Origin of the sequence: Microbacterium sp. 22195, assembly GCF_052056515.1 — a bacterium.
Lineage (GTDB): Bacteria > Actinomycetota > Actinomycetes > Actinomycetales > Microbacteriaceae > Microbacterium.
The window spans coordinates 657,575-681,369 of record NZ_JBQEPE010000001.1 but is presented as its reverse complement, the minus strand read 5'-3'; the positions used below and the strand labels follow the sequence as shown (position 1 = coordinate 681,369).

Here is a 23,795-nt window from a genome sequence, read left to right as displayed (position 1 = left end):
CTCACACCTCCGTCGGAAAGCCGTGGGCGAAGAAGAACACCGGCATCCGGTCCTGGCCGTCCTCGCGATCGATCCCGCGGCGCCACTCGTCGACCATCGCGTTCAACCGCGCCTGCAGGTCGCTGAGCTCCTCCTGGGTCGCCCAGGCCAGCGAGTCCGTGCTGAAGCCGGTCGCCTCGCTCTGCGGAGAGACCCGGTACCAGCGCTGCAGCAGGTCGAGCTGGTGACGCACGTTCGCGCGCTGCGCCTCACGGGCCAGAAGCGCGTCGGCCGGCGACTCGTAGTCGTTCGACGACCACGTGAACGACCTCCTGGCGAGCCGCCACCAGCTCGCCCGTCCGTCGCCGTCCGGTGCGTCGACGCGCTCGACGACGCCCGCCTTCTCCAGCATCCGCAGATGGTGGCTGACGCTGCCCACCTGCGCGTCGAGGACCCGTGCGAAGGTCCCGACCTGGGTCTCGCCGTGCAGTTGCAGATGATCGATCATGCGACGCCGCAGCGGATGCGCGATCGCGGTGATGACGGAGATGTGTTCCACGCCCGCAACGCTAAGCGGGCTTCCGCATTCTCACAAGACTTCTTGTATACCCCGGAAAATCAAGGAACTCGCGTCTTGCGCATCCTGCGGCGGATGAGCCAGACCACCAGCAGCACCACGCCGGCGACGGCCAGCCAGGGGAGCAGGAACCCGAACGCGATGACCACGCCGTTCAGCGCCGCGATCAGCCCGTTCCACCCGGCGAGCAGTCCGTCGCCGAAGCCGGCCGGATCGGCCTGCGTCGCCTTCGTGCGCTTGGTCAGCTGCACCTGCAGGCTGGACATCGACACCTGATCGTCGAGCGACTTCAGCTGCTGCTGGTAGCTCTCCAGCTGCGCCTGCCGCTCGCTGAGCGCGGTCTCCGCGGCGATCAGATCCGCCACGGAACCCGACTTCGACATCAGCTCGGTGAGGCGCTGCACCGACGCCTTCGACGCCTCGACGCGAGCGCGCAGATCGACCGCCGTCGAGGTGACGTCCTCCCGCGAGATCGACGAACCGAGCACCTGCCCCCGATCCCCGACAGCATCCATCACCGCTGTGAGATCGTCGGCGGGCACGCGGATGCTGACCCACCCGTCCCCGCTCGGCAGCGACGGCTCGGTGGGCGCGCCCTGCGCGGCGTCCGGAGCGGTCCCGGATCGTGCACCCGGCTCGAGCCCGACGTCGCTGGACTCCACGTAGCCGCCGTGCTTCTCGGCGAGAGCGGTCAGCGCATCGGCCGCCTTCGCGATGTCGGCGACGCGCAGCGTGACCCGAGCGGTGGTGATGATGTCGCGGCCCGCGGCGGGGGAATCCGTGCTCGCGCCGGGGGCGCTCCCGCCGGACGCGCTCTTCACCGCGTCGCCCTGCGCGGACTCCGGCATCCCCACCGCGGGCAGCGGGCCTGCGTCGTAAGCGGCTGTGTCGCCGCCCGCGCTGCCCGCGCCCGTCGGGCCATGCGACACCGCCGACAGCAGCGGCGGCGAGATCAGGATGCCGGCCGCGAACGCGGCGGCCACGCCCAGGCCGAGCGCCCAGCGCCGCCGCCTGCGGCGCGCTGTGCTCTGCTGCTGCGCCGGGCGCAGCAGTGGCCGCTCATCGGCGATGTCGTCGAAGACCGCTTCCTCGATCCGTGCGATGGTCTCGTCGCTCAGCGGCGGCAGCTCCACGCCATCGTTCTCGCTCATGCGTCCCTCATCTCCTGAGCAGCGCCTCTCAGGCGCGTGCGAACCCGGGACAGACGGTTGCGGACGACGGCGTGACTCACGCCGAGCTCTTCCGCGGCGACCTGGTAGGCGTAGCCCTCCACCGCGCACATCCGGAAGATGCGGCGGTCGGTCTCGTCGAGACGGCCGACCTCTTCGGCGATGCGCTCGGCGAGAGCGGCCGAGATCACCTGGTCCTCGACGCTGACCGTGTCGGGGATCGTCTCATCCAGGGCATCTGCGGTGTTGGCGCGGTCCCGGCGCAGGATCCGCAGCCGGTTCGCCGCCTGGAAGCGGCAGATGGTCGCGAGCCAGGGCAGCAGCGAATCCCCGGCCAGTTCGAGCCCGGGCAGCTTGCGCCAGGCGACCACGAAGGTCTCCTGCGCCACGTCCTCGGCATCCTGTGTCGAGCCGAGGATGCCGTGCGCGATCCAGTAGACCGGCCGCACATGGGCGCGGTAGATCTCGCGGAAGGCATCCTGATCCCCGGATGCCGCCCGTGCGGCCCACTCGCGATCCTCTGTGCTGGTCGGCATGACCGTCCCGTCCGTGTCTGTTGATCAGGAAGTGTCGCGTCCGGCCTCATCGTCTCAGATTCCTCGGCACCGCGGATTGTTCGGTAGCATGGGATCTGCGAGAGGGAGTATCCCGACATCGCGCAGATCGTCATCACGAGCACCGTCATCGCTGCTCCGGTCGCGCGGCGCACCACCGGTGCGGGGAGAGACTTTCGGACTTCCGCCAACCCTCCGAAAGGTCCTCCGCCCTTGGATATCCCTGTCTGGTTCGAGATCACCTCGCTGGTCGTGCTGACCGCCATCCTCATCGGCGATCTGCTGCTCATCCTGAAGCGCCCGCACATCCCCAGCACCAAGGAATCGGCCCTGTGGGTCGTGTTCTACGTGACGCTCGCGCTGATCTTCGCCGGTGTGCTGTTCCTCATCGGCGATGCCAAGACATCGCTCGACTTCCTCACCGGATGGGCGATGGAGTACAGCCTCTCCATCGACAACCTGTTCGTGTTCATCCTGATCATGACCCAGTTCTCGGTGCCGCGGCGATATCAGCAGGAAGCGCTGATGGTCGGCATCATCATCGCGCTCGTGCTGCGCGCGATCTTCATCATCATCGTCGGCGCCGCCGTGCAGCACCTCAGCCCGATCTTCTACATCTTCGGCGCGTTCCTGCTGTACACCGCGATCCGGCAGGCGCTTCCGGACAAGGAGGAGGACGACGCCCAGACCGAGGGCTTCATCGTCCGCCAGATCCGCCGGGTGATCCCGATCAGCGACGAGTACGACGGGCCGAAGGTGCGCACCACCATCAACGGCAAGAAGATCTGGACCCCGATGCTGATCGTCTTCGTGTCGCTCGGCGTGACCGACCTGATGTTCGCGGTCGACTCCATCCCGGCGATCTTCGGCATCACGACGAACGCGTTCATCGTGTTCACCGCCAACCTGTTCGCGCTGATGGGCCTGCGCCAGCTGTACTTCCTGCTGGGCGACCTGCTCGACAGGCTGCGCTACCTGCACTACGGCGTCGCGTTCATCCTCGGCTTCATCGGAGTCAAGCTCGTGCTGCACGCCATGCACGAGAACGAGCTGTCGTTCATCAACGGCGGTCAGCCGATCGAGTGGGCGCCCGACATCAACAACTGGGTGTCGCTGGGCGTGATCTTCGCGTCTATGGCGGTCGCCACGATCGCCAGCCTGATCGCCTCCGCCCGCGAGAAGCGCACGCCGGTCGCGAGCTGAGCGCGGATCGTCACACAACGCGGCATCGGGCGGAGCACCCGATGCCGCGTTGTAGACTGGCGGGCATGCGGCGTGTGGTTCTCCTCCTTAGCAGCCGCGGCGGGACCTCGATCTAGGCCTTCCTCGCCGCGGAGTCCATCATGGGCCGACTCATCGAGCCACAAGGAACACACCGCATGACAAGCACCGCACCCCGCACCCTCGCAGAGAAGGTCTGGGACGACCATCTCGTCGTCAAGGGCGAGAACGGCGAGCCCGACCTGATCTACATCGATCTGCACCTGATCCACGAGGTCACCAGCCCGCAGGCCTTCGACGGACTGCGCGCCGAGGGCCGTCCGCTGCGCCGGGTCGACCTGACCATCGGCACCGAGGACCACAACACGCCGACGCTGAACATCGACAAGCCGATCGCCGACCTCACCAGCCGCACGCAGATCGAGACCCTGCGCCGCAACGCCGAGGAGTTCGGCGTCCGCCTGCACTCGCTGGGCGACGCCGAGCAGGGCATCGTGCACGTCGTCGGTCCGCAGCTCGGGCTCACCATGCCCGGCATCACGGTCGTCTGCGGCGACTCGCACACCTCCACGCACGGCGCGTTCGGCGCGATGGCGTTCGGCATCGGCACCAGCGAGGTCGAGCACGTGATGGCCACGCAGACGCTGCCGCTGAAGCCGTTCAAGACCATGGCGATCAACGTCGAGGGCGAGCTCCGCCCCGGCGTCACGGCCAAGGACATCATCCTCGCCGTGATCGCGAAGATCGGCACGGGCGGGGGACAGGGCTACGTGCTCGAGTACCGCGGCAGCGCGATCCGCGCCCTCTCCATGGAGGGCCGGATGACGATCTGCAACATGTCGATCGAGGCGGGTGCCCGGGCCGGCATGGTCGCCCCGGACGAGACGACCTTCGCCTACGTGAAGGACAAGCCGCACGCGCCGCAGGGGCAGGACTGGGAGGACGCCGTCGCCTACTGGCGCACGCTGCCCTCCGACCCGGATGCCGTGTTCGACGCCGAGGTGGACATCGACGCCTCCGCCCTCGAGCCGTTCGTCACATGGGGCACCAACCCCGGTCAGGGCAGCTCGCTGTCGGCGTCCGTCCCCGACCCCGCCGCGATCGCGGACCCCAACGAGCGCGCCGCCGCAGAGCGGGCGCTGCAGTACATGGACCTGACCCCCGGCACGCCGCTGAAGGACGTCAAGGTCGATGCCGTGTTCATGGGCTCGTGCACCAACAGCCGCATCGAGGACCTGCGCGCCTTCGCGTCGGTCATCGAGGGTAAGAAGAAGGCCGACGGCGTGCGCGTCATGGTCGTCCCCGGCTCCGCTCGGGTGCGGCTCGAGGCCGAGGCTGAGGGCATCGACAAGATCGTCGAGGCCTTCGGCGCCGAATGGCGCTTCGCCGGATGCTCGATGTGCCTGGGCATGAACCCCGACCAGCTGGCCCCGGGTGAGCGCTGCGCGTCCACCTCGAACCGCAACTTCGAGGGGCGGCAGGGCAAGGGCGGACGCACGCACCTGGTCTCGCCGCTGGTCGCGGCCGCCACCGCCATCCGCGGCACCCTGTCCAGCCCGAGCGACCTGGAGGCCTGATCACCATGGAGAAATTCACCACCCACACCGGCGTCGCCGCGCCCCTGAAGCGCTCCAACGTCGACACCGACCAGATCATCCCGGCCGTCTTCCTCAAGCGCGTCACCAAGACCGGCTTCGACGACGCCCTCTTCCACGAGTGGCGCAAGGACCCGGAGTTCGTGCTGAACCAGGCACCGTTCCAGAACGCGTCCGTCCTGGTCGCCGGACCGGACTTCGGCACAGGATCCAGCCGCGAGCACGCGGTCTGGGCGCTGCGCGACTACGGCTTCCGGGTCGTGCTCAGCCCTCGCTTCGCCGACATCTTCCGAGGGAATTCGGGCAAGCAGGGCCTGCTGGCGGCGACCGTCGACGAGGCCGACATCGAGCGGATCTGGGCGCTGATCGACGAGGAGCCCGGTCGCGGGATCACCGTCGACCTCGAGGCGCGCACCGCCACGATCGGGGACTTCCAGGCCGCCATCGGGATCGACGATTACACTAGATGGCGGCTCCTCGAAGGGCTCGATGACATCGGGCTCACGCTGCGCAACGAAGACAAGATCGCGCAGTTCGAGGCCCGCCGCGAGTCGTGGCGGCCACGTACGCTCCCTGTTCGATAGGACGAGGCGCGCGGTGGGCCGGGGGTCAAGAGCCCCCACGGCACCAGCCGTGATTGGATGAGAGGCTCGCGGCCACCGCCGCGCCTGTCCTGACGAAGAAGAGGCCCGAATGACGACACCGCTCCGCGATGCAGCAGTTGACGAGGCTCCGGTTCCCGCCGGATCCGTGCTCGCGATCCGCGGAGGCAGGCCGTTGCGCGGCCGTGTCGACGTGAAGGGCGCGAAGAACCTCGCCACCAAGGCGATGGTCGCCGCCCTGCTGGGGGAGACCACCAGCATCCTGCGGGATGTGCCCGACCTCAGCGACGTGGCGGTCGTCCGCTCGCTGCTGGAGGTGCACGGCGTCCGCGTCACCGAGGGCGACGAGCCCGGTTCGCTGGTGCTGGACCCGAGCCTGGTCGAGTCCGCCCACTACGAGGAGATCGACGCTCACGCCGGCGCCTCCCGCATCCCGATCCTGTTCTGCGGCCCGCTGCTGCACCGACTCGGTCAGGCGTTCATCCCGGACCTCGGCGGATGCCGCATCGGCGACCGCCCGATCGACTTCCACCTCGATGCGCTGCGCAAGTTCGGTGCGATCGTGGAGAAGCAGCCCAGCGGCATCCGCCTGTCGGCCCCCAACGGGCTCAAGGGCGCGAACATCCACCTCCCGTACCCGAGCGTCGGTGCCACCGAGCAGGTGCTGCTGACCGCCGTGCGCGCACAGGGGCAGACCGAGCTGCGCAACGCGGCCATCGAGCCGGAGATCATGGACCTGATCGCCGTGCTGCAGAAGATGGGCGCGATCATCTCGTACGAGCCGAACCGCGTCATCCTCATCGAGGGCGTGGAGGCGCTGCGCGGTTACGATCACCGCGCGATCTTCGACCGCAACGAGGCCGCGTCCTGGGCCTGCGCCGCGCTGGCCACCGACGGTGAGATCTTCGTCGCCGGAGCCCGCCAGCAGGAGATGCTGACGTTCCTGAACGTGTTCCGCAAGGCGGGCGGCTGGTTCGACGTGCAGGAGGACGGCATCCTCTTCCGTCGCGAGGGCGCACTCAAGCCCGTCGTCGTCGAGACCGATGTGCACCCCGGCTTCATGACCGACTGGCAGCAGCCGCTGATCGTCGCGCTCACGCAGGCGCAGGGCCGCTCGATCGTGCACGAGACCGTGTACGAGAACCGGTTCGGGTTCACGCAGGCCCTGGTCAAGATGGGCGCGGACATCGTCGTGCACCCGCACGGCCTGCAGGACGGTCCCCGTCGCGTGCCCCGCCGCGAGCTGGAGCAGGCCGCCGTGATCACCGGCCCGACGCCGCTGCACGGCGCCGACATCGTGGTGCCCGACCTGCGCGGCGGGTACAGCCACGTGATCGCAGCGCTGACCGCCGAGGGCGAGTCCGTCGTCTCCGGTGTCGACATCCTCAGCCGCGGCTACGAGAAGTTCCTCGACAAGCTGCAGGCCCTGGGCGCCGACTTCGACGTCGTCCGGTGAACTGATGGCTGCTTCCGAGCGGAGCCGCCCGAGCCTCTTCTGGGTGCTCGCGGTGCTCGTCATCCCGCCGATGTCCCTGCTGGCGAAGATCCGCGTCACCGGGGCGGAGAAGCTGCCCCGCCAGGGCGCCTTCGTGCTCGCCCCGAACCACTACTCGGAGCTGGACCCGCTGATCGTGGCCATGTCCGTGTACCGTCTCGGACGGCTGCCCCGCTTCATGGCGAAGGAGAGCCTGTTCCGGATGCCGGTGGTCGGCTGGCTGCTCAAGCGCACCGGCATGATCCCGGTGTCGCGCAGCGCGTCGGCCGCCGCCGCGAAGCAGACCCTCAAGCAGTCCGCCGAGCTGGTCGAGCACGGCCGCGGCGTCATCGTCTACCCGGAGGGCACGCTGACCCGCGATCCCGACCTGTGGCCGATGCGCGGAAAGTCCGGCGCGGTGCGCCTGGCGCTCTCCGGAGACCTCCCGCTGATCCCGATGGCGCAGTGGGGCACGCAGGAGATCATGGGCCGCTATCAGAAGGGCCTCAGCCTCTGGCCGCTGCGCAAGCCGGTGAACGTGCTGATCGGCGATCCGGTCGACCTCTCCGATCTGCGCGGGCGTGCATCCGAGCCCGCCGTGCTGAACGAGGCGACCGCGCGGCTGATGGCCGCCATCACCGCGCTGCTCGAGCAGCTCCGCGACGAGAAGGCGCCTGCCACGCGCTGGAACCCCACCGACCACGGACAGAAGGAGACGGGGCGTCTTGACTCCTAGACGAGAGCCGTCCGGCACGGGAACCCGCACGGCGATCGTCGGCGCGGGCAGCTGGGGCACCACCTTCGGCAAGATCCTCGCCGACGGCGGCGCTCAGGTGACCATGTGGGCGCGTCGCCCCGAACTCGCGCAGGAGATCGACGAGGCCAAGCGCAACTCCCGGTACCTGCCCGGCATCAACCTGCCGCGCAGCATGCGCGCGACCGCCGACATCGAGCGCGCGCTCGACGGCGTGCAGCAGGTGTACCTGTCGGTGCCCAGCCAGACGCTGCGCGAGAACCTGCGTGCCTTCCGCCCGCTGCTCGCCGCCGGCGACTTCCCTGTGGTCAGCCTGATGAAGGGCGTCGAGCGCGGCACAGGCCTGCGGATGAGTCAGGTCATCGAGCAGGAGCTCGGCATCGACCCGATGCGCATCGCCGTGGCATCCGGACCGAACCTGGCCCTGGAGATCGCCCGCGAGCAGCCCACGGCGGCCGTGATCTCCTCGCGCAGCCAGGAGACGGCGGATGCCGTGGCCCGCACGGCCCGCAACCGCTACTTCCGCTCCTTCGTGAACACCGACGTGATCGGCACGGAGTTCGGCGGTGTGCTGAAGAACCTCATCGCCGTGGCGATCGGCATCGTCGACGGCGTCGGCTACGGCGAAAACACCAAGGCCTCGATCATCACGCGCGGACTCGTGGAGATGACCGACTTCGCGGTCGCCAACGGCGCGCAGCCCGAGACGCTGCAGGGGCTGGCCGGCCTCGGCGACCTGATCGCCACCTGCCAGTCGCCGCTCAGCCGCAACAACACCGCAGGCCGCCTGCTGGGCCAGGGATACGGCATCCAGGACGTGATCAAGCAGATGAACCAGACCGCCGAGGGTCTGGCATCCGTCGCTCCGATCCTGCAGCTCGCGCACGAGGCCGATGTGTACATGCCCATCGTGGAGCAGGTGAAGATGGTGCTCGACGGGAAGATGAACCCGCGCGACATCGCACCGCACCTGACCACCGACGACGACACTCCCCAGGAGGAGAGGACCAACTATGGACAGGCAGACGGTGGTGGTGCTCTTCGGCGGGCGTTCCAGCGAGCATTCGATCAGTTCCGCAACGGCGGGCGGGGTGCTGGCGGCGATCGACCGTGACCGCTACGCGGTGATCCCCGTCGGGATCACCCGCGAGGGCGCGTTCGTGCTCGAGCAGGACGACCCGGGCAAGTTCGCGCTGGACGCCGCGAAGATGCCCGAGGTCGTCGACAACGGCACGCGGATGCGGTGGCCGGAGCCGGGCGGGGACCGCACTCTGCGCGTCGTCGCCCCCGACGGGTCGACAGTCGACCTCGGCGAGATCGACGTGGTGCTCCCGCTCCTGCACGGCCTGCACGGCGAGGACGGCGCCATCCAGGGCTTCTTCGACGTGCTGGAGGTGCCCTACGCCGGCGGCGGCATCCTCGATTCCGCGGTGTGCCTGGACAAGCACTTCACCAAGCTCGCGCTCTCGGCGGCCGGCATCTCGGTGGCGCCGGGCATCACCGTTCGCAGTGCCGAGTGGGATGCCGACCCGGAGAGCGTCCGCGACCGCGTGCGCGCGCTGGGGGAGACCGTGTTCGTCAAGCCGGCCAGTGCCGGATCGAGCGTCGGGGTCTCCCGCGTCGACGGCGGCGACGGACTGGACGAGGCGTTCCGGATCGCGTTCGACGAGGACGAGAAGGTGCTCGTCGAGACGCGCGTGAGCGGCCGCGAGATCGAGGTCGGCGTCCTGGCCGGACGCGACGGCGAGCGGGCGCGGGCGTCGCTGCCCGGCGAGGTCGTGCTGACCTCCCGCAGCTTCTACGACTTCGAGGGCAAGTACCTCGGCGGCGAGGGAGTGGAGATCGTCTGCCCCGCGCAGGTCGACGACGAGCTGATCGGACGCCTTCAGGAGACCGCGGTGCGCGCGTTCGAGGCGGTGGACGGCAAGGGCCTGGCCCGCGTCGACTTCTTCGTGACCCCCGACGGGCAGCTCGTGATCAACGAGCTGAACACCATGCCCGGATTCACGCCGTTCTCCATGTTCCCGAAGTGCTGGATGGCATCCGGCATGACCTACGGCGAGCTGATCACCGAGCTGATCGAGGCGGGGCTCCGGAAGTAGGGACTACTTCGGGAGCTCGGCCGGTGCGGTGCACTGGCCGGTCGCCTTGATCGTGCGGATGCCGCTGACCAGACCGGTGTTGGAGAGCACCTCGTTGGCGCCCACCAGCTTCGTGTCGACGAACACCTGGACGGCGGGGTTCCGCCCGTAGGTGGTCATGCGCATCTTCGGCGCCTGGGAGTCGTCGACGAGCCAGTCGATGCCGTCGAGGGTCACGCACTGCAGAGTGGCGGTGGGCCCGGGGACCTCCACACCGCAGGCGACGATCACTGCTGTCGGGTCGCCATAGGCGGCCGTGGCCTGGGCATCCGTCCAGCGCCTGCTGAGCTCGCCGACCGCGTCGGGGAGGCGCACCGTCACCTCCGCGCAGGCGGGGTTGTTCGAGTCGGGTTCGGGCTTGAGCGCGACCGTGCTCGAGCAGGCGGTGAGCATGAGGAGGGTCAGCACTCCGGCGACCGGGACGAGACGACGAAGCATGTTTCCAGGCTACCGTTGACGGCATGGCATCCGATCCCGACGACGACCCGCGCATCGGCGACATCTCGGAGGGCGCGGTGCTGCGGGCGATCCTCGCCCGCACGTCGACGGCATCGCACGCGATCCTCGGGCCGGGCGACGACGCCGCGGTGATCTCCGCGCCCTCGGCGTCCGTCGTCGCGACCACCGACACGCTGGTGGACGGCCCGGACTTCCGCACGGCCTGGTCGAGCGGCTACGACCTGGGGTGGAAGGCTGCGGCCGTGAACCTGGCCGATGTGGCGGCGATGGGTGCGACTCCCACGGCGCTGCTGGTCGCGCTGGCGGTGCCCCGTGATGCGCGGCTCTCGTTCGTCTCGGCCATGGCCGACGGATTCCGCGAGGCCTGCGATGCGCTCGCGCCCGGCTGCGCCGTGGTCGGCGGCGACCTCACCGTCTCGGAGCTGCTGATGATCGCCGTGACGGCTCTCGGCGATCTGGGCGGACGTCGGGCGGTGACGCGGGCCGGAGCGCGTCCCGGCGATGTCGTTGCGCTGGCCGGTGAGCTGGGAGCCGCGGCGGCAGGGCTGGAGACGCTGTTCAGCCGGTTCCGCGACGGCGAGACGCCGATCGCGGTGGATGCGGATGCCCTCGACGACACCGCGCGGCAGGGGCTCGAGCGCCAGCTGCGACCGCGGCCGCCGGTGCGGCTCGGCGTGGCCGCCGCGGATGCCGGTGCGACAGCCATGATGGACGTCTCGGACGGCCTGGCGCTGGACGCCGGCCGGATGGCGGACGCCTCCGGGGTCACGATCGACTTCTCCGGCGCCGCGATCGGCGAGCTCGCGTTCGCGGGCGACCGGGCGCGTGCGCTGGCCGGGGGAGAGGACCACGGTCTGCTCGCGGTCTTCCCCGCGGCCGCCCCGCTTCCGGAGGGCTTCCGTGCACTCGGGAGGGTCACCGAGCGCGGCGCGGACGGCGTGCTGCTCGACGGCGCCCCCATCGCCCACACGGGCTGGGACCCTTATCGCGACTGGGACGGCGTCGTCGGCTGATCGGGGATCAGAGCGCTGGTCCCTGAGCCGGGCCCACGCGCCCCGGAGCGGGGCGTGGGGATCGAAGGGCGATCACGCCGGCTGCGCCCACCACACCGCCGTGTCGCCGTACGTCTTCTCGCGGACGAGCTCGAGCCCTGCGGCATCCAGGTCCGGGGCGGTGGAGCGCTTGGCGCGCTCGATCACGACGATGGCCTCCGCCGACAGCAGCGGGGCCAGCGAGAGCAGATCGGCGGTCATCGCCGCGTCGTCCAGGTCGTAAGGCGGATCCGTGAAGACGAGGTCGTAGGTCCCTGTCGCCCGTCCCAGGAATGCGTGCACCGCGCTCTGGTGCACCTTGGCGGCGTTCGGCCCGCCGACCGCCTTGGCGACCGCCCCCGTGTTGCGCCCGATGACCGTCGCAGCGGGGCGCGAGCGCTCCACCAGATCGACGGATGCCGCGCCACGGCTCCACGCCTCGAGACCCAGGGCGCCGCTGCCGGCGTAGAGGTCGAGCACGCGTGCGCCGTCGATGGCGTCCATCGCCTCCAGCGCGCCGAACACCGACTCGCGCACGCGATCGCTGGTCGGCCGGGTGCCGGCGTCCGGCACGTCGATTCTGATGCCCCGGGCGGCGCCGGCGATGATCCTGGTCACCCGTTCACGATATCGGGCGACCGGACGTCGGCCGGGGTCCGTGGCGCTCCCTAGACTCGGAGCATGTCCTTCACCCTCGAGACGCCGCTGGCCGAGGCCGTCGGCGCGTCCACGGCGAAGACCCTCGAGCGCGCCTTCGGGATGGGCACCGTCGGCGAGCTGCTCGGGCACTACCCACGTCGCTACGCCGACCGCGGCGAGCTCACGCCGATCCTCGAGCTGCCCGTCGGCGAGACCGTCACGATCGTCGCCGAGGTGCTCTCGACCCGGCCGCGGCAGATGCGCAACCGTCGAGGGGCGATGCTCGAGGTGATCATCGGCGACGGCGTGGGCCAGATGTCGCTGACGTTCTTCGCGAAGAACCTCGGCCAGGCCGAATGGCGCGCGAAAGAGCTCCGGGTGGGGCGCCGCGGTATCTTCTCCGGCAAGGTCTCCCAGTTCCGCGACACGGTGCAGTTCGCGCATCCCGACTACCAGCTCTTCGAGGACAGCGAGGCCGCGTACCGTCAGGCCGACGCGCTGCAGGACGTGCCGATCCCGATCTACCCGGCCACCTCCGCGATGCAGAGCTGGCAGATCGCCAAGGTGATCGCCGCCGTCCTCGATCAGCTCGGCGAGGTGCCCGATCCGCTTCCCGAGGACCTGCGTCGCCGCGAGGGACTGCTGACCGCGGGGGAGGCGCTGCAGAGCATCCACCGCCCGCACCGCCGGGCCGACGTCGATCCCGCCGTCCGCACGCTGCGGATGCACGAGGCGCTCGTGCTGCAGACGGCGCTCCTGCAGCAGCGCAACCTCGTCCGGTCTCTGATCGCGCAGCCGCGCCCGGCGCATGCGGGCGGTCTGCTCGAGCAGTTCGATGCGAAGCTCCCGTACACGCTCACGGCGGATCAGCAGCGCGTCGGTGCCGAGATCTCCGACGATCTGCTGCTCGAGCGCCCCATGAACCGGCTGATCCAGGGCGAGGTCGGTTCGGGCAAGACGCTGGTGGCGCTGCGGGCGATGCTGCAGGTGGCGGAATCCGGGGGACAGGCGGCCCTGATCGCGCCGACGGAGGTGCTCGCCGCCCAGCACCTCCGGTCGATCACGAAGATGCTCGGGCCCGATCTGGCCCCCCAGGTCATCCCCACCCTCCTGACCGGGCAGATGTCCGCGCCCGAACGGCGCAAGGCCGCCCTGCGAGTGGCATCCGGCCAGTCGCTCCTGGTGATCGGCACGCACGCACTGCTCTCGGAGAAGACCACCTTCGCCGACCTCGCGCTCGTGGTCGTCGACGAGCAGCACCGCTTCGGCGTCGAGCAGCGCGAGATGCTGCGCGCCAAGGGCACCGCCCCGCACGCGATCGTGCTCACGGCCACGCCGATCCCGCGCACCGTCGCGATGACGGTGTTCGGCGACCTCGACACCTCGGTGATCCGCTCGATGCCGGTCGGCAGGGCGGGCATCAGCACGTTCGTCGCACCGCTCGCCGAGCACCCCGAGTGGTTCCAGCGGGTCTGGGAGCGGTCGGCGGAGGAGATCGCACAGGGCCGTCAGGTGTTCGCGGTCTGCGCGGCGATCGACACCGCCGAGGACTCGGTCGAGTCCGACGACGCGCCGCCGCCCGACGTCGAGGGCAAGGGGCCGCGCTGGGGCGTCGTGCAGCTCGAGCAGCTCCTGGCCACGCATCCGCGGCTCGGCGGGGTGCGCCGAGCGATCCTGCACGGCAAGATGCCCGCCGACGAGAAGGACGCCACGATGCGGGCGTTCGCGCGCGGGGAGATCGATCTGCTCGTCGCGACGACCGTGATCGAGGTCGGGGTCGACGTGCCGAACGCCTCGACGATGGTCATCATGGATGCCGACAGATTCGGCGTCTCCCAGCTGCACCAGCTGCGCGGTCGTGTCGGCCGTGGGGAGTTCCCGGGTCTGTGCCTGCTCGTGACCGAGGCCGAGGGCGGCTCGATCGCGCGTGAGCGGGTGGAGGCGGTGGCGGCGACCCTCGACGGCTTCGAACTGGCCGAAGTCGATCTGGAGCTGCGCGGCGAGGGCGACGTGCTCGGCGCGGCGCAGGCCGGCGCGAAGTCGTCCCTGCGCCTGCTGAGGGTGGTGAAGGATGCCGGACTCATCGCGCATGCCCGTGACATCGCCGCCGACATCCTGAAGGACGATCCGATGCTCGTGAAGCACCCCGGACTGCGCGTGGCGATCGCGGGACGCGTCAGCGAGGCCGACCGCGCGGCTCTCAGCAAGAACTGAGGGTCCGGGGGCCTAGGCTGAGAGCGTGAACAGTCGGATCGCCGTCGTCCCCGGTTCCTTCGACCCGCCCACGCTCGGTCACCTCGATGTGATCCGCCGCGCGGCGCGTCTGTACGAGGAGCTGCACGTGCTCGTGGTGCACAACCCGGGCAAGGCGGCCATGCTGCCGATCGCGCAGCGCCTGAGCCTGCTGGAGCAGTCGATCGCCGAGGCCGGCGTCGAGGGGCACATCGTCGTCGGCTCGTGGAGCATGGGCCTCCTGGTCGACTACGCGCGCGACGTGGATGCGGGAGTGCTGGTCAAGGGCATCCGCTCCCAGGTCGACGTCGCCTACGAGTCGCCGATGGCGATCGTGAACCGGCACCTCGCCGACATCGAGACGGTGTTCCTGCTGCCGGACCCCGCGCACGCGCTCGTCTCGAGCTCGCTCGTCCGGCAGGTGGCGTCGCTCGGCGGCGACGTCTCGCCGTTCGTGCCCCCGGCCGTGGCCGCTTTCCTCGACACGGGTGCTCGGGGCATCTGAGGCGCTCCGGCCCGAGCGCATCGGGCCCTCCCAGCATCCGAGCCGGTAGAATCGTCGGGTGAAGACCCGAGTCAACGGACCTTTCGTCCTGCCCGTCCGCGACATCACCCGCAAGCCGGGGGAGATGCGCGAGCACCAGTTCTCGGTGACCCTCGCCGACAAGTGGGGGGAGGGCATCGTGGCCGTCGAGGCCGGCGAGAGCATCGACCTCGACGTGCGTCTGGAGTCGGTCCACGAGGGCATCCTGGTGTCCGGAACGGCCGATTCCGACTACGTCGGAGTGTGCGGTCGCTGCCTCACCGACATCGCCGCGCCTGTCGAAGTCGAGTTCCAGGAGCTTTTCGCGTATCCTGGTGAGGAAGAAACTGACTTCGAAGTTCAAGACGACCACGTGGATCTTGAAACTCTGGTCAGGGATGCGGTCGTATTGTCGCTTCCATTTCAGCCGGTGTGTCAGCCGGATTGCCCGGGTCTCGACCCGAGCACGGGCGAGAAGCTGACCGTGAGCACCGACGCAGAGAGCACCGCTCCCATCGATCCTCGATGGAGCGCGCTCCGCCAGATCACAGACCAGGACGCCCCGGCAGGGAGCCGCGGCGCCGAGAAAGAAGAGAGCTAGTCATGGCCGGTAACCCCCCGAAGCGCAAGGTCTCCCGTTCCAACACCCGCAGCCGTCGTGCGCAGTGGAAGGCGGCTCCCGTCGCCCTGGTGAAGACCGTCGAGAACGGTCAGGTCGTCTACAGCCGCCCGCACCAGGCGAAGGTCGTCACCGACTCGCAGGGCACCGAGCTGTTCCTCGAGTACAAGGGCCGCAAGGTCGCCGACGTCTGATCAGGCGATCATGGCGGAGGATTCCGCGGGAGCACAGGCTCTCATCGAGAAGCTCGGCGTCGATATCGACGCCGAGCTTCTTGAGCGGGCACTGACGCATCGTTCGTACGCGTACGAGCACGGCGGGATCCCGCACAACGAACGACTGGAGTTCCTCGGGGACTCCGTGCTGGGCATCGCTGTGACGGTGATGCTCTTCACGACGCACCCGGACCTCGACGAGGGCGAGCTCGCGAAGCGGCGCGCCAGCGTCGTGTCGACCGTCGCGCTGGCCGAGGTGGCCCGTGCCATCGGGCTCGGTGCCCACCTTCGGCTGGGACGCGGCGAGGAGCAGACCGGCGGCCGCGACAAGGATTCGATCCTCGCGGACACCATGGAGGCCGTCTTCGGTGCGACGTACCTCTCCGCCGGGGCCAAGGCCGCCGAGGCGCTCGTGCTGCGACTGACCGAGCCGCTGCTCGCCGACCCCGAGCGCTACGGCGCCGCGATGGATCCGAAGACGAGCCTGCAGGAGCTGGCCGCCCGTCTGGGGCGGACGCCACCGGGATACTCCGTGGTGTCGTCCGGACCCGACCACAACCGAGTCTTCACGGCGACGGTCACGGTCGGCGAGCTCGCCAGCACCGGGCAGGGCACCAGCAAGAAGACCGCCGAGATGGCCGCGGCGCTCACCGCCTGGCGGGAGCTGAGCCTGCGCTCCACCGAGTCCGGCGCCGCCTGAACCCCGCCGTGCCCGAGCTTCCTGAGGTCGAGGTCGTCCGCTCCGGGCTGGCGCCGGCGGTCGTCGGCGCGCGCGTCACCGCGGTGGACGTGCTCGACGAGCGCGCCCTGACCCGGCATCCACTCGGCGCCGCCGACTTCGTCGCGCGTCTCGAGGGGCGCGTGGTTACCGCCGCGGCGCGCCACGGCAAGTTCCTCTGGCTCCCGCTCGAGGGGGAAGCGGATGCCGTGGTCGCACACCTCGGCATGAGCGGCCAGATGCTGCTCCGGGCGCCGGACGCCGCGACCGAGCCCCACGAGCGCGTGCGACTGCACATCGAGCACCCGCAGCACGGACGCCTGGCGGTCGTGTTCGCGGATCAGCGCACCTTCGGCTCGCTGGCGATCGACGGCCTCGTGCCCACCGGCGACGAGGCGGCCGGCGGGTTCGGAACGGACAGCGCGCTCGTGCCGTCCCAGGTCATGCACATCGCGCGCGACGCCCTCGATCCCGCTTTCGACGATGCCCGCTTCACGGCATCCGTGCGCCGTCGGGCCAGCGCCATCAAGCGCGCGCTGCTGGATCAGACGCTGGTCAGCGGGATCGGCAACATCTACGCTGACGAGTCGCTGTGGGCGGCCCGGATACATCCCGAGACCGAGGGCCGCGCGCTCTCATCCCAGTCCGTGCGCCGTCTCATGGCCGAGGTGCGACTGGTGCTGCAGAAGGCTCTGGCCGAGGGCGGCACCAGCTTCGACGCCCAGTACGTGAACGTGAACGGCCAGGCCGGATATTTTGCGCACAGTCTGAACGCATACGGCCGCGGGGGAGAGGCCTGCCCGCGCTGCGGTGGACCGATCCGACGGGCGGCGTTCATGAACCGCTCGAGCCATTTCTGCCCGCGCTGTCAGCGCCGGCGCTGACAGTCCTGATCAGCCCGGCATCGGGGCGTGGATCGTCTTCGCCCATTCCCGGATCGCCTGCCGCTCGGAGTCGTTGCAGACGTAGCCGTAGCCGAGCGTGGCATCTCCGACGGTGAGGGAGTACAGGCCGAGGTAGGTGAGCGCGTAGCAGTCCGACATGGCCTCGCCGCTTCCCTGGAAGAGCCCGGCGTTCTTGAGCTTCATCGCCGGGCCCACTTCGCCGTCGGAGGTGGTCTCCACATCGACGTTCTGGTACAGGTGCGCCAGCTCGTGCAGAGTGGTGAGGCGGGCGGCCTCGTCACCGCCGAGTCTCTTCTCCGGCGGGAGGATGTGCACGATCAGCTGGTCCCGGTTGCTCGTCGTGCATCCTGCCGTCGTGCTCCCCGGGTTCTCCGACGTGCTGCACGCCGAGTCCGCGTTCCACTGGATGTCGATGAAGCCGTTCCCCGCGCTGTCGACGAGGTGCTCCTCGCCGGTCCCGGACGCATTCGCGCGGCGCCCTTCCGCCGCGGTGATGAGCCGCTGCAGATCCGAGCGGTACTGACCCGCCCGCTCGGCGAGGGTCCGTGCCTGCGCCTGTCTGACCTTCTCGAGGGCCGTGCTCGCCTTGAGCGCTTCCACGTCGGCCTGGAGCCGCTGGAACCTGGCGGGCTGCGTGACCAGGGGCGCGACCGGGTTGCCATCGAGCTGGGCGGCGAGCTTCTCGTACTCCGCGCTCTCGGTGCGGACCACGTCGAGCTGCTCCTCGACCGTCGAGGCGGTGGGGTGGCCACCGTCCGACCCGCCACCCCCTGCGGTGGAAGCGCCCAGCCCGCCGATCACGACGGCGGCGATCACGATGCCCGCGACGAGGGTCACGCACCCGCAGCCGGCGAAGATCCAGCCGAGCCCCTTGCGGCGCGGCGCGACCGGTGGCGCGACGGGACCACTCCCGTACGGTGCGCCCGCGTAGGGCGGGACGCCGGGCGCAAGAGGAACCGCGGCCTGCGTCTGCGCGTGGCCGGGGTTCACCTTTACGATCCACTGGCGCAGCTCGGGGTAGGTGCCCGGATTGGTGACGATGACCGCGTGGAGATCATGGCGCCGGGCTGCGATGTCGGCGAGTCGCTGCGGGGGAGTGGCGGGATCGCCGGCGGCGAGGAGATCGAGGTCGTCAGAGGCTCCGGTCATGTCCGCAAGCCTAACCACAGGCGCCGGGCGGCTCGGGCGCGCCCCACGCGCCGGTCGCGAGATGCGCTGTGCCAGGCTGGGAGGATGACCACGACCAGCACAGCCCTCGTCACCGGTGCGACCAGTGGGATCGGGCGTGCGATCGCCGCCGCCCTCGCGGCGACGCACCATGTTCACCTGATCGGCCGCAACCACGGAGCGCTCGACGAACTCGCGGCGGCCCTGCCCTCGTCCGATGTGCACGTGGCCGATCTCGCCGACGGCGCGCAGATCGCCGGAATCACAGGTGAGATCGAGCGGCTCGACGTGCTCGTGCACAGCGCAGGCGTGCTGCACATGGGCTCGACCGAGGACCTCGATCCCGCGCAGTGGCGGGAGAGCCTCGAGGTCAACGTGCTCGCGCCGGTGGAGCTGACGCGCGTGCTGCTCCCGGCACTGCGGCGCGCGTCGGGGCAGGTGATCCTGATCAACTCCGGTCTCGGCCACCGCTCGATCGCCGGTTCCGGGGCGTACAGTGCGAGCAAGTTCGCCCTGCGGGCCTTCGCCGATGCGCTGCGACAGGAGGAGGCGGAGAACGGCGTTCGCGTCACCTCCATCCACCCCGGTCGCGTCGCCACGCCGATGCAGGAGCAGCTCCGCGCCTGGGAGGGGCTCCCGTACGACGGTGACGCCTGGATCCGACCGGAGCAGGTGGCGGATGCCGTGCTCACCGCCGTGAACCTCGATCGCAACGCGGTGATCGGGACCCTCGACATCAGCCCGACCCCGCGACCCCGTTCAGACCGCTGACGGACGGTCCACCGCGAAGGCCAGGTGCGGCATGTCGACGTCGCGATAGTTCTTCACGAACCGGCCGCGAACGGTCATGCCCAGCCGGATCGCGACGTTCATCGAGGCGATGTTGGTGTCGCGGATCTGGGCGTACACGCGGTCGGCGCCGAGTGACTCGAAGGCATGATCGCGTACGCCCGCGGCCGCCTCGGTCGCGTACCCCCGGTGCCAGTGCGCCCGGTTGAAGAGATAGCCGACCTCGAGCACGTTCGCATCGAGGATGCGCTGCACCGTGGGCCCGCACTGTCCGATCATCTCGCCGGTCTCGCGCAGGACCACGGCCCACAGGGCGTACCCGTCGTCGCGGTACCGATCCAGTGTCCGCTGCAGCCAGGTCCGCACCATGTCCTCGTCGAACGCGCCCTCGTAGGCGGTCATCGTGACCGGATCCTGCAGGATCGCACGCAGCGCGGGCAGATCCTCCTCGGTCATCTCGCGAAGGTCGAGCCGTGGTGTGCGCAGGATCATCCTTCGATCCTGCCATTCACGCCGGAGCGAACGCGCGGCGCAGCAGCGGCCTGGTGGCGAGGGTGCTGAGCCACACCGTGAGGATGCCCGCAGCGAGCACGGCCATGATCGTCACGAGCGAGACGGGCGCGACGATCAGCGTGATCCCCAGCAGCGGGAACACGACGACGCCGGCGCACAACGCGGATCCCAGGGCGGTGAACAGCAGGGGCGACATGATCGCACGGCGCCGTGCCGCGTCGACCGTCTCGGCGGGGACGCCGAGCTGATGCAGGCTGCGGTGCAGCGGACGCTGGTCCAGCACATCAGACGCCTGCGTCACCCCCACGGATGCCGCGACCATGATGAACGACGCCACCAGCGTGATGATCAGGCCGGTGCGCATGTCCTCGACCAGCGCGAGGTTCGAGTCCCCGGCATCCGATGAGCTCATGACGTTCATCAGCGAGACGCCGGTGCCGGCGAACACGGCCATGAAGCTCGCCATCGCGATTCCGCCGACCTGGCGCCATGCCGCCTTCGGATCATCGAGCACAGTGCGTGCGGCGAGGAGGCGCTCTGGGGTCTGCGCCCGCTTGAGCCGGCTGCGAGAGAACACGGCGAGCGCCCACGGGCCCACGAGGTTGAGCACCGCGAGCGTGCCGGCGAAGATTCCCGCGAGCACCACCGTGATCGTCACGACGCCGGTGAGGGCTGGGACCACCTGGGCGGTGAGGAATGCGGCCGCCACCACGAGCACCGCGACGACGCCGCGCACCCAGTGCACCCGGGTGACCTGAGCACGCATGCGCACTCCGAGCGGTGACACGATCACGCGCCGGAGCCCGAGGATCGCGCTGACCGCGGCGAGCAGCACCGCGCCGGCGCAGACGACGGCGATCATGGCGGGCGAGAGGAGCACGGCCCCGAGCCCGAGCGGCTCGCCGCGGAACGGGATCAGACCGATCAGCGGTGCGAGCAGCAGATGCCCGATGACGCCCGCCACGACGCCGGCGGTGGCGATGAGGGTTGATTCGATGACGGTGATGGTGCCCACTCCGGCCGGCGTCACGCCCAGCAGCCGAAGGGTGGACAGCCGCTCGTCACGGCGACGGGCCGACAGCCGGGCGGCCGCGCCGCCGAGGGATGCCAGGGGCACCACGAGCAGCACCAGGGCCACTGCGGCGAGAACCTGATAGATGAGCGCCATCTCGTCGTCCCAGCCCCAGAACGACTGGGCGCCGCCCACGACCGTCAGCACGAGCGCCGTGACGATCGCGAACGCCGTGGCGGGGATCACCAGCGTCGCGGCATTGCCCGGCGCCGGTCGCAGCAGCATCCGGACCACCTGCGGGTTCATGCGTTCACCTCGGCATCCACGATGACGCCGTCGCGCATCCGCAGCACGCGCGTGCAGCGCGCCGCCACCTGGGGGTCGTGCGTGACGACCACGAGCGTGCGCCCCTGACCTGTGGTCGACCAGAGGAGCGCGTCCATCACCTCCGCAGAGGTGTGCGAGTCCAGAGCGCCGGTCGGCTCGTCGGCGAAGATCAGCTCCGCCCCGGTCACCTGAGCGCGGGCGATCGCGACCCGCTGCGCCTGCCCGCCGGAGAGTTCGCCGATGCGGCGGTCCTCCATCCCGGCGAGGCCCAGCGACTGCAGCCAGGCGGCTGCCGGGCCGATGGCGTCCTGCCGCTTGGCGCCGTTGATCATCAGAGCGAGCGCGACGTTCTCGATGGCGGTGAGCTCCGGGATCAGCAGCCCCTGCTGGAAGACGAACCCGAAGCGCTCGCGCCGCAGCCGTGAGCGGACCGATTCGGACTGTCCGGTGACGTCGATGCGCTCACCGGATGCCGACGTGAACGCGACCGACCCGCTGTCGGGGCTGATGATGCCGGCCAGTGCATGAAGCAGCGTGGTCTTGCCGGAGCCCGACGCGCCCATGATGGCGAGGGACTCGCCGCGGTGGACGGCGGCGTCGACGCCTGCCAGGGCGCGGGTGGGGCCGTAGTTCTTCGTGAGTGCGTGTGCGTTCAGGACCGGATCGTTCATGATTCCAGCATCCGATCCGCGGCAGGCGCGCGTCGTCGGTCCGCAGGATGACTCGGGTTCGGGGCGGTCATCCTCCCGGATGATCCTGCATCGCCCTCACCGCGCGATGCCGGAACGGTGCGCCCACACGGCCACCTGGAGCCGATCGCGCATCCCGAGTTTGGCCAGGACATGACCCATGTGGGTCTTGATGGTCGGCTCGGACAGGTGCATCCGCTCGCCGATCTCCAGGTTGCTGAGACCGTCCGCGACCAGCCGCACCAGTTCGATCTCGCGCGGCGTCAGGATCTCGCCCGAGGGGAGCGGCGGCGGGGTCGGATCGGGCGCTGTCAGCAGCTGCGCGACCACCCGGGCGGTGATCGCGGGCGAGAGAACCGCGTCCCCGCGGGCGGCGGCGCGCACCGCGGCGACCAGCTCCTCGACGGGAGCGTCCTTCACGAGGAAGCCGCAGGCGCCTGCCCGGAGCGCGGCGTACACGTGCTGGTCGGCATCGAACGTGGTGAGGATCAGCACCCGCCGATCAGGATCGTGCTCCCGCACGGCAAGAGTGGCTTCGATTCCGTCGATCCCGGGCATCCGGATGTCCATCAGCACGACGTCCGGCGCGAGGCGGCCGGCCGACTCGATCGCCCCGATGCCGTCTGCCGCCTCCCCGACGACCTCCATGTCGGCCTGCGCATCGACCGTCGCGACGATGCCGGCCCGCACGAGCGGCTGGTCGTCGGCCACCAGGATGCGGATCATCGGACCGCCCCCGCGCCTCGGGAGGCCGCCGTCGCGTAGGGCACGGTGGCGACGACGGCGAAGGGATCGTCGGGCTCGATGTCGAGGCGGCCGCCGACGGCCGCGATCCGCTTCCGCATCGCGGGGAGCCCCAGTCCTGTGCCCTCACCCGTCCTGGCACCGCGGGCAGCGTGGTTGCTCAATCGGATCACGACCAGGTCGTCTCGCCAGTCCTCTACCCAGTCGACGCGGCCGGTGCCGTGCCGAAGCGCGTTCGTGAGCCCCTCCTGCAGGAAGCGGCCGAGCGCGAGCTCGGAGTCCGGGCCGAGTCGACGCGGCTCGCCCTGGACACGACGGTCCACTGCCAGGCCCAGAGCGCGCATCCGCTCCGCCAGTGCGTCCGCGGTCGCGGGCGCGGGAGAAGACGGGGCATCCGCGTGCCCCTCCTGCAGGGTGCGCAGCGTCTGCCGCAGCTCGCGGAGCGAGGTGCGGGCCGTCTCCTCGATCACCTCCAGCGCCGACGCCGCGCGGGCGGGAGTGAACTGAGCGACTCGCGCCTGCGCCACGATGACGGTGAGGGAGTGTCCCAGAACGTCGTGCAGCTCACCCGAGATCCGGGAGCGCTCGGCGCCGGCGGCCTGGCGCTCGCGGTTCTCCTGATCGCGTCTGACGAAGTCAAGGCGCTCCTCGAGCAGCGTTGTGGTGCGCAGCTCCGCCCGTCGCAGCAGTCCCATCAGGACGGCGACCGCGCACACGGCCAGCAGACCGATGCCGAGCAGCCAGGGAGCCGGCCCGAACCCGCTGCCGGTCACCGTCGGGTCCATGGCATACCGCGCGGTGGTCAGCACCGGGGCGAGCGCGGCGACGGCGATCGCGACCCGGCTGCAGCCGCGCGCAGCAGCCGCGTGCAGGCCGAGCAGGATCAGCGCAGTGGACGGCAGGAGGACGAAGAACGCGGTGAGCGCGGCCTGTGCGGCGATCAGTCCCGTGAGGAGAAGCAGCGTGACGGTCGGTGCCCGATGCATGAGGATCAGGGTCGCGTGTGCCGCCGCAGCGCAGATCGTGACCGCGATGCCGATCGGGAGCGGCAGCGAGGCGAGCGCGATGAGTGCGGTCGCCGGCAGCAGGAGCAGCGCCGGCACGGCGACGATCAGAATCCGGCTCCATCGACGCATCCGGGCTCCTC

The 23,795-nt window shown here is 70.2% G+C and carries 26 protein-coding genes; 15 read left to right on the top strand and 11 right to left on the bottom strand.

Going from position 1 to position 23,795, the window contains the following annotated elements; translation table 11 throughout:
* Window position 1: 1 nt before the first annotated feature.
* Genes ACTJJ4_RS03390 through ACTJJ4_RS03380 form a run of 3 tightly spaced genes read right to left on the bottom strand, consistent with a single transcriptional unit; the run spans window position 2 to window position 2,261 of the window.
* A complete protein-coding gene (locus ACTJJ4_RS03390; protein ID WP_440942014.1) occupies window positions 2–538 on the bottom strand; it encodes an ArsR/SmtB family transcription factor in 537 nt (178 codons plus the stop codon).
* Between the two features lie 59 nt (window positions 539–597).
* The gene (locus ACTJJ4_RS03385) at window positions 598–1,707 is read right to left on the bottom strand and encodes a DUF4349 domain-containing protein (protein WP_440942013.1); all 1,110 of its coding nucleotides are present in this window, start codon (window positions 1,705–1,707) and stop codon (window positions 598–600) included.
* Window positions 1,704–2,261, bottom strand: coding sequence for an RNA polymerase sigma factor (locus ACTJJ4_RS03380; protein WP_440942012.1), 558 nt, complete (start codon window positions 2,259–2,261; stop codon window positions 1,704–1,706). Before ACTJJ4_RS03380 ends, ACTJJ4_RS03385 begins: the two co-directional genes overlap by 4 nt.
* 231 nt (window positions 2,262–2,492) lie before the next feature.
* Between ACTJJ4_RS03380 and ACTJJ4_RS03375 the strand changes: the two genes are divergently transcribed.
* From ACTJJ4_RS03375 to ACTJJ4_RS03345, 7 genes are all read left to right on the top strand, one after another.
* Window positions 2,493–3,482, top strand: a complete 990-nt coding sequence (locus ACTJJ4_RS03375; protein ID WP_285632736.1) for a TerC/Alx family metal homeostasis membrane protein — start codon at window positions 2,493–2,495, stop codon at window positions 3,480–3,482.
* Between the two features lie 176 nt (window positions 3,483–3,658).
* Entirely contained in the window at window positions 3,659–5,077 is a 1,419-nt protein-coding gene (gene leuC / locus ACTJJ4_RS03370) for a 3-isopropylmalate dehydratase large subunit (RefSeq protein ID WP_440942011.1), read from the top strand.
* Window positions 5,078–5,082: 5 nt separating this feature from the next.
* Complete coding sequence (gene leuD, locus ACTJJ4_RS03365; protein WP_440942010.1) at window positions 5,083–5,679, top strand: 3-isopropylmalate dehydratase small subunit; 597 nt, start codon at window positions 5,083–5,085, stop codon at window positions 5,677–5,679.
* Between the two features lie 109 nt (window positions 5,680–5,788).
* Window positions 5,789–7,153 carry a UDP-N-acetylglucosamine 1-carboxyvinyltransferase gene (gene murA, locus ACTJJ4_RS03360; RefSeq protein ID WP_440942009.1) on the top strand — a complete coding sequence of 455 codons (1,365 nt, stop codon included), beginning with the start codon at window positions 5,789–5,791 and terminating at the stop codon, window positions 7,151–7,153.
* Between the two features lie 4 nt (window positions 7,154–7,157).
* Window positions 7,158–7,907 carry a lysophospholipid acyltransferase family protein gene (locus ACTJJ4_RS03355; RefSeq protein WP_440942008.1) on the top strand — a complete coding sequence of 250 codons (750 nt, stop codon included), beginning with the start codon at window positions 7,158–7,160 and terminating at the stop codon, window positions 7,905–7,907.
* Entirely contained in the window at window positions 7,897–9,039 is a 1,143-nt protein-coding gene (locus ACTJJ4_RS03350) for an NAD(P)H-dependent glycerol-3-phosphate dehydrogenase (protein ID WP_285632722.1), read from the top strand. Before ACTJJ4_RS03355 ends, ACTJJ4_RS03350 begins: the two co-directional genes overlap by 11 nt.
* Window positions 8,939–10,027: a D-alanine--D-alanine ligase family protein gene (locus ACTJJ4_RS03345; protein WP_440942007.1), complete on the top strand. Its 1,089-nt coding sequence runs from the start codon at window positions 8,939–8,941 to the stop codon at window positions 10,025–10,027. Before ACTJJ4_RS03350 ends, ACTJJ4_RS03345 begins: the two co-directional genes overlap by 101 nt.
* 3 nt (window positions 10,028–10,030) lie before the next feature.
* On the opposite strand, the gene ACTJJ4_RS03340 is transcribed toward ACTJJ4_RS03345, so the two are convergent.
* Window positions 10,031–10,504 carry a DUF3515 family protein gene (locus tag ACTJJ4_RS03340; protein ID WP_440942006.1) on the bottom strand — a complete coding sequence of 158 codons (474 nt, stop codon included), beginning with the start codon at window positions 10,502–10,504 and terminating at the stop codon, window positions 10,031–10,033.
* 23 nt (window positions 10,505–10,527) lie between these two features.
* Here ACTJJ4_RS03340 and thiL point away from each other — a divergent pair, with 23 nt between their 5' ends.
* On the top strand, window positions 10,528–11,538 hold the full coding sequence (gene thiL, locus ACTJJ4_RS03335) for a thiamine-phosphate kinase (RefSeq protein WP_440942005.1): 1,011 nt from the start codon (window positions 10,528–10,530) through the stop codon (window positions 11,536–11,538).
* A 72-nt stretch (window positions 11,539–11,610) separates the two neighbouring features.
* Here thiL and rsmD read toward each other — a convergent pair whose 3' ends face one another.
* A complete protein-coding gene (gene rsmD, locus ACTJJ4_RS03330) occupies window positions 11,611–12,174 on the bottom strand; it encodes a 16S rRNA (guanine(966)-N(2))-methyltransferase RsmD (protein ID WP_440942004.1) in 564 nt (187 codons plus the stop codon).
* A 63-nt stretch (window positions 12,175–12,237) separates the two neighbouring features.
* Here rsmD and ACTJJ4_RS03325 point away from each other — a divergent pair, with 63 nt between their 5' ends.
* The 6 genes from ACTJJ4_RS03325 (at window position 12,238) to mutM (ending at window position 17,386) form a co-directional block, all read left to right on the top strand.
* Window positions 12,238–14,409, top strand: coding sequence for an ATP-dependent DNA helicase RecG (locus tag ACTJJ4_RS03325; protein WP_440942003.1), 2,172 nt, complete (start codon window positions 12,238–12,240; stop codon window positions 14,407–14,409).
* A 25-nt stretch (window positions 14,410–14,434) separates the two neighbouring features.
* Window positions 14,435–14,932: a pantetheine-phosphate adenylyltransferase gene (gene coaD / locus ACTJJ4_RS03320; protein WP_292703513.1), complete on the top strand. Its 498-nt coding sequence runs from the start codon at window positions 14,435–14,437 to the stop codon at window positions 14,930–14,932.
* Between the two features lie 124 nt (window positions 14,933–15,056).
* A complete protein-coding gene (locus tag ACTJJ4_RS03315; protein WP_440942002.1) occupies window positions 15,057–15,551 on the top strand; it encodes a YceD family protein in 495 nt (164 codons plus the stop codon).
* 2 nt (window positions 15,552–15,553) lie between these two features.
* Window positions 15,554–15,763, top strand: a complete 210-nt coding sequence (gene rpmF, locus ACTJJ4_RS03310; protein WP_029263535.1) for a 50S ribosomal protein L32 — start codon at window positions 15,554–15,556, stop codon at window positions 15,761–15,763.
* A 10-nt stretch (window positions 15,764–15,773) separates the two neighbouring features.
* Window positions 15,774–16,484, top strand: a complete 711-nt coding sequence (rnc, locus tag ACTJJ4_RS03305; protein ID WP_292703508.1) for a ribonuclease III — start codon at window positions 15,774–15,776, stop codon at window positions 16,482–16,484.
* An 8-nt stretch (window positions 16,485–16,492) separates the two neighbouring features.
* On the top strand, window positions 16,493–17,386 hold the full coding sequence (gene mutM, locus ACTJJ4_RS03300) for a bifunctional DNA-formamidopyrimidine glycosylase/DNA-(apurinic or apyrimidinic site) lyase (protein WP_440942001.1): 894 nt from the start codon (window positions 16,493–16,495) through the stop codon (window positions 17,384–17,386).
* A gap of 9 nt (window positions 17,387–17,395) precedes the next feature.
* Here mutM and ACTJJ4_RS03295 read toward each other — a convergent pair whose 3' ends face one another.
* Complete coding sequence (locus ACTJJ4_RS03295; protein WP_440942000.1) at window positions 17,396–18,556, bottom strand: hypothetical protein; 1,161 nt, start codon at window positions 18,554–18,556, stop codon at window positions 17,396–17,398.
* Between the two features lie 84 nt (window positions 18,557–18,640).
* Between ACTJJ4_RS03295 and ACTJJ4_RS03290 the strand changes: the two genes are divergently transcribed.
* Window positions 18,641–19,345, top strand: a complete 705-nt coding sequence (locus tag ACTJJ4_RS03290) for an SDR family oxidoreductase (protein WP_440941999.1) — start codon at window positions 18,641–18,643, stop codon at window positions 19,343–19,345.
* Here ACTJJ4_RS03290 and ACTJJ4_RS03285 read toward each other — a convergent pair.
* The 5 genes from ACTJJ4_RS03285 to ACTJJ4_RS03265 all read right to left on the bottom strand — a co-directional run bounded on the left by ACTJJ4_RS03285 (window position 19,334) and on the right by ACTJJ4_RS03265 (window position 23,784).
* Window positions 19,334–19,855 carry a GNAT family N-acetyltransferase gene (locus ACTJJ4_RS03285; RefSeq protein WP_440941998.1) on the bottom strand — a complete coding sequence of 174 codons (522 nt, stop codon included), beginning with the start codon at window positions 19,853–19,855 and terminating at the stop codon, window positions 19,334–19,336. The genes ACTJJ4_RS03290 and ACTJJ4_RS03285 overlap by 12 nt on opposite strands.
* 16 nt (window positions 19,856–19,871) lie before the next feature.
* Window positions 19,872–21,194: a permease gene (locus ACTJJ4_RS03280; RefSeq protein WP_440941997.1), complete on the bottom strand. Its 1,323-nt coding sequence runs from the start codon at window positions 21,192–21,194 to the stop codon at window positions 19,872–19,874.
* Window positions 21,191–21,886: an ABC transporter ATP-binding protein gene (locus ACTJJ4_RS03275; RefSeq protein ID WP_440941996.1), complete on the bottom strand. Its 696-nt coding sequence runs from the start codon at window positions 21,884–21,886 to the stop codon at window positions 21,191–21,193. The genes ACTJJ4_RS03280 and ACTJJ4_RS03275 overlap by 4 nt, the downstream gene beginning before the upstream one ends.
* 96 nt (window positions 21,887–21,982) lie before the next feature.
* Complete coding sequence (locus ACTJJ4_RS03270; RefSeq protein ID WP_440941995.1) at window positions 21,983–22,630, bottom strand: response regulator; 648 nt, start codon at window positions 22,628–22,630, stop codon at window positions 21,983–21,985.
* Window positions 22,627–23,784 carry a sensor histidine kinase gene (locus tag ACTJJ4_RS03265; protein WP_440941994.1) on the bottom strand — a complete coding sequence of 386 codons (1,158 nt, stop codon included), beginning with the start codon at window positions 23,782–23,784 and terminating at the stop codon, window positions 22,627–22,629. Before ACTJJ4_RS03265 ends, ACTJJ4_RS03270 begins: the two co-directional genes overlap by 4 nt.
* Between the last annotated feature and the right edge of the window lie 11 nt (window positions 23,785–23,795).